Origin of the sequence: Caballeronia arationis, assembly GCF_001544975.2 — a bacterium.
Taxonomy (GTDB): domain Bacteria; phylum Pseudomonadota; class Gammaproteobacteria; order Burkholderiales; family Burkholderiaceae; genus Caballeronia; species Caballeronia arationis.
On sequence record NZ_FCOG02000271.1, the window covers coordinates 1 to 4,481 of the forward strand.

Sequence of the window (4,481 nt, forward strand, 5' to 3'; positions counted from 1 at the left end):
CTCGTAGTGTTCCAGCGTCACCTGGCTTTCGAAAATCAGTTCGGGCGCTTCGCCGGCGAACGTCGCCACGGCGACGGTACGCCGAGCCGCGAGGCAAGGCGGACTCTGCCAGCACAAAGGCGGAGAGGTGCAAGGGATGGGTGGGTACGACCAACACATGTGAACGTCCGAAACGCGCCGTTACGCCTAACAAGCCAAACGTGCTGACAGGCTTGAACCAAAACCGTATGCGGCAAGGGATGGCTTCTGATGAATGAGCCATCATGGACAGTACGCCCCCGGCGCATAGGACGGGTCCGAACCATCCCAAGAATCATGCGGAACGGGGTAAGTCAGAATGACTTTCCGTGAGGCAGAGGATGCCCTGCCGTGGGAATGAAACGCGGGTTAGCATTGCTGCCAGAGCCGCACGGGCGTGGGCTGTGCCGCGCCCCGGCGATTTCCTGCACGGAGGCCAGCATGCGCAACGAAGAAGAGCATCAAATCGTTGCGTGACAAGGGGGCACGCTGGCGCCACCCAGGAAGCGCTGATACGGCAACTCAACCCGCTCATCCGGGGTTGGGCCATGTATCACCGCCACGTCGTGGCGAAAGCGACCTTCTCATTGATAGACTCGCACATCTGGCAACTGCTCCGGAAGTGGGCTGTGCGCAGGCACCCCACGAAAGGAGCACGATGGATGAGGAGGCGATACTTTCAGACAGACGGACAGCGGTCATGGGACTTTGCGACGGACGAAATCCGGGCTGACGGCAGCATCGGCAGTCTGCGGCTATTCCGCGCAATCGGTAACGTGTGCGATTCACAGACATCGTTTCACTTTCTTGAAGACCGTTTTCTTAGTGTTTTAGAACTCGCGTCTTCTACCGGAGGCGCAAGCTCAAGCACGCGTCGATGATGCTCGGCGAGGGCCTAGTCGACTCGCCATTCACGATGTCGGATTCGCTCTTTCCCCTCGTCGTAGGCGCATTCCACCTGCTCCGCAAGAGGTGTGATTTCGCTGACTTCCGCGATTCGGTCAATGGGCGTCTTGCCCCCAAGTGAGCCGTGCGGGCGGCGCCAGTTGTAGTCGAACGGCCACTCCTCAATTCGCCGATCGATCGCATCCTCGTCGGAGAATGGTGGAACCAGAACTCGTTCAGGTCAGTAAGCTGGGAGCGCTCGACCTTTCCATTGAGGTGTGGCGAACGTGGCGGGATCGGTCGAAATTTGATGCACTCGCTCATCAGACGCCGCTGCACCGATTCGGCGAAGAACTCGCCACCCCTGTCAGTCTGGATACGCTGGATCGGAAACGGCATCTCCTCGATCACGCGCTCAAGGAAAAGCAGCGTATTCCGAGCATTTCTGCGGGGATAGACGCCCAGTACGCGGAAGCGCGAGCAGTCGTCGATCGCCGTGTACTGATAGACGCCTCGCGCAATCTTCATTGTGTCCATCTGGACCCGATCCCCCGGAACCGGGCGGCTATAGCGTTTGGGATGTGCAGGCCGCCGGGAACGTACTAGCGGTTTCACAGACGCTTCGCTTAGGACCTTGTGAATGGTCGCGAGGGACACCTCTCTTTGTTCGTAGAGTCGCAACTCGCTCTGGATTCGCCGTGCTCCCTTGTGTTCGGCACGCAGCCGTAGGATGGTCGCCCGAACGGCCTGCGAAACCTTCCGGTTTGGACTGTTGAGAGGGCGGCGACTTTGAGAGCGAAGACCTTCTTCTCCGGCATCCCGGTAACGTCGTAACCATTTGCGAAGTGTCGGTCTTGAGATGCCACACCGCGCAAACGAGACCGGCGTTGCCTGTCTCGTTATACATCAATACCCACTGTAATCGTGTCGCAATTTCGCGGTCCATCGCTTCATGCTAGTTGAAGCGATGTCTATGAATCACACAGATAACGGTACGTTCTTACCCGACAAAGGCGCTGGCAATCAAATTTCCGTTGGCGTGTTGGTTGAGCGCACCAGCCGCCCGGTGTTGCTTGCCAAGATGGAGGATGCAACCGCATCGGTATTCCCTTCACTCGTCTGGAGTTCCTTTGGATCCTGGCTGCGCACCATCCGTCCCGGCATCCCTCCATCGGAGTTGGTTGTCGCCAGTGCACTACGACAATGCCTGCCCGAATTTCTCGTGAATAGCGCCAAAACCAATTTCTTCGCGAAATTCATCGCCGAAAGGCAGGACCCTGACACCTTCGAGATGTTCCGACTGGCCACATAACCCCAAGACTGTGCCGAACTCGGCACTCTTGAGGATACCGAAAGGAACGCCTTTATGACCGAAACAACAAACATGACAAAGAAGAGCAAGAAACCGAGCCCGCCGAAGCTGTTTCCGGATGAGTTGATCGATCAACTGCTGGCTCAGGTGCAGAACAAGGATGCCGAGTCGATTCTCGGTGAATCGGGCTTGGCCGGCCTGCTCAAGAAGCAACTCGCCGAGCGCATGCTGGCGGCGGAACTGACGCATCACCTGACGGCTGAGGCCGAGCAGGGCAAATCGGGCAACCACCGCAACGGCACGAGCCCGAAGACAGTCATCACGTCCAATGGCGAGCTGAACCTGGACATCCCGCGCGATCGGCAGGCAACGTTCGAGCCGCAATTGGTCGGCAAGTATCAACGCCGGCTACCGGGCTTTGACGACCACGTCATCAGCATGTATGCGCGCGGCATGAGCGTGCGCGAGATTCAAGGCCATCTGCTGGAGCTGTACGGGCTGCAGGTGTCGCCCGATCTGATTTCCACGGTCACCGATGAAGTGCTGGCCGAGGTCGAGCAGTGGCAGCAACGCCCGCTCGAGGCGATGTATCCGATCGTGTACTTTGACGCGCTGCGTCTGAAGATCCGCGACGAAGGCACGGTCAAAAACAAGGCGGTGTATCTGGCGCTGGGCATCCGCGCCGATGGCCGCAAGGAAGTGCTGGGCTTGTGGATCGAGCAGACCGAAGGCGCCAAGTTCTGGCTGAAGGTCTTCAACGAACTGAAGAACCGTGGCTTGCACGACATCCTGATCGCGGTGGTCGACGGGTTGCGCGGCTTCCCCGAAGCGATCGAGGCGGTCTATCCGGCCGCCCAAATCCAGACCTGCATCGTGCATCTGATCCGCAATTCGCTGAATCTGGCGAGCTGGAAAGACCGCAAGCCGTTGGCTGGCGCGCTCAAGCCGATCTATCAGGCCGCCACGGCCGAAGCGGCGGCAGCCGCGCTTGAGGCCTTCTCTCAAAGCGAGTGGGGCCGCAAATTCCCTACCGTCGCGGCCATGTGGCAGCGTCAATGGGAACAAGTCATCCCGTTCTTCGCCTATCCGCCGGAAGTACGCAAAATCATATACACAACCAACGCGATCGAGAGCATGCACATGCAGTTGCGCAAGATCGTCAAGAACCGCGGCCACTTCCCGAGCGATGAAGCCGCCAGCAAACTGCTGTATCTGGCCTTGCGCAACATCGAAAAGGATTGGAAGATGCCGCCTATCACTTGGCGGCAAGCAGTCAATCAGTTCGCCATTCTGTTCGGCGAGCGGTTCACCAACGCCATCAGCTGAGAATTTTTACAGCGACCTCAGCACACGAAATTCCTGACACGTCCCATGCCTCAGCTCTGGCGGGCTTCTCGGGCAAACTCAATTCGATTCCGAACCCCAGCGCCAGAGCTTTACCTACGACCAGGGCAAGGAACTTACGCGCCATCAGGAACTCGCCGCGGCCACCGGCGTGCGCGTGTACTTCTGCGACCCGCACAGTCCCTGGCAACGCGGGACCTTTGAAAACAGCAACGGATTGCTGCGACAGTACTTACCTAATGGCACCGACCTCTCGGTCTACAGTCAGGACGAACTCGATGCTATCGCCGACAGCTTGAACAATCGCCCTCGTGCCACGCACGCGTTTCATTCTCCCTTCGAGGTATTTGCTTCCACGCTCGCCTCAGCGAACCAACCTCAAGGCGCTAAACATTAAACCCCTTGTTGCGCTTCAGTTTGAAGCCGCCCTGCAAGTCATTTCCCGTCTTGAGAGCTTGCTCATCATGGTCGCCTCAGTATGGGGCCGCGTGAGCCAGGCTTGGCGTGATTGCCGTAGACGATGGGAAGGCGGACGTTCGCACTGTCCGTGCGAAGATGTTCTCAGTCGATGAGGATTTACGTTTCGACCCAAGAGCCAGCGTCCATGCGGTTCTTATGGAACTCAGTTTCCCGCACAAGACGACTAACTTGATTGGCAGCGGCGGTGCCGCTTCAGGAAGACTGCACCCGTGGGGCGTCTGGCTGGATACATATGGAGTGCACCGCACTCGGGTCGATACGTCGGTGACGCGGATAGGTAAATAAGATACTAACGAGGCTCCGCCTCAGACCGACGAGTTGTACGGGTGACTGCGGAGCGCTGGCGGTGTAAGGTGGCTCCGGTCGAGCCGGCTGGGACGTGCCCAGCGATGTACGAGCTCGAAGCTCAATGGGTCCGAAGACCCGTGGACGACCGGAGCCA

2 protein-coding genes and 3 pseudogenes are annotated in these 4,481 nt (G+C 58.6%); 4 read left to right on the forward strand and 1 reads right to left on the reverse strand.

Going from position 1 to position 4,481, the window contains the following annotated elements; all coding sequences use genetic code 11:
• Positions 1-359: 359 nt before the first annotated feature.
• Positions 360-899 carry a group II intron maturase-specific domain-containing protein gene (locus AWB81_RS40705; protein WP_087135564.1) on the forward strand — a complete coding sequence of 180 codons (540 nt, stop codon included), beginning with the start codon at positions 360-362 and terminating at the stop codon, positions 897-899.
• Here AWB81_RS40705 and AWB81_RS40710 read toward each other — a convergent pair.
• A pseudogene (locus AWB81_RS40710) lies at positions 818-1,849 on the reverse strand (IS481 family transposase). The gene AWB81_RS40705 and the pseudogene AWB81_RS40710 overlap by 82 nt on opposite strands.
• A gap of 150 nt (positions 1,850-1,999) precedes the next feature.
• On the opposite strand from AWB81_RS40710, the pseudogene AWB81_RS47820 reads away from it, so the two are divergent.
• The 3 genes and pseudogenes from AWB81_RS47820 to AWB81_RS40725 form a co-directional block, all read left to right on the forward strand.
• Positions 2,000-2,215 (forward strand): annotated as a pseudogene (locus AWB81_RS47820) (IS4-like element ISCku4 family transposase); the annotation flags it as partial.
• 72 nt (positions 2,216-2,287) lie between these two features.
• Positions 2,288-3,541, forward strand: a complete 1,254-nt coding sequence (locus AWB81_RS40720; protein ID WP_101635779.1) for an IS256 family transposase — start codon at positions 2,288-2,290, stop codon at positions 3,539-3,541.
• Between the two features lie 35 nt (positions 3,542-3,576).
• Positions 3,577-3,956: pseudogene (locus AWB81_RS40725) on the forward strand (IS30 family transposase); the annotation flags it as partial.
• Between the last annotated feature and the right edge of the window lie 525 nt (positions 3,957-4,481).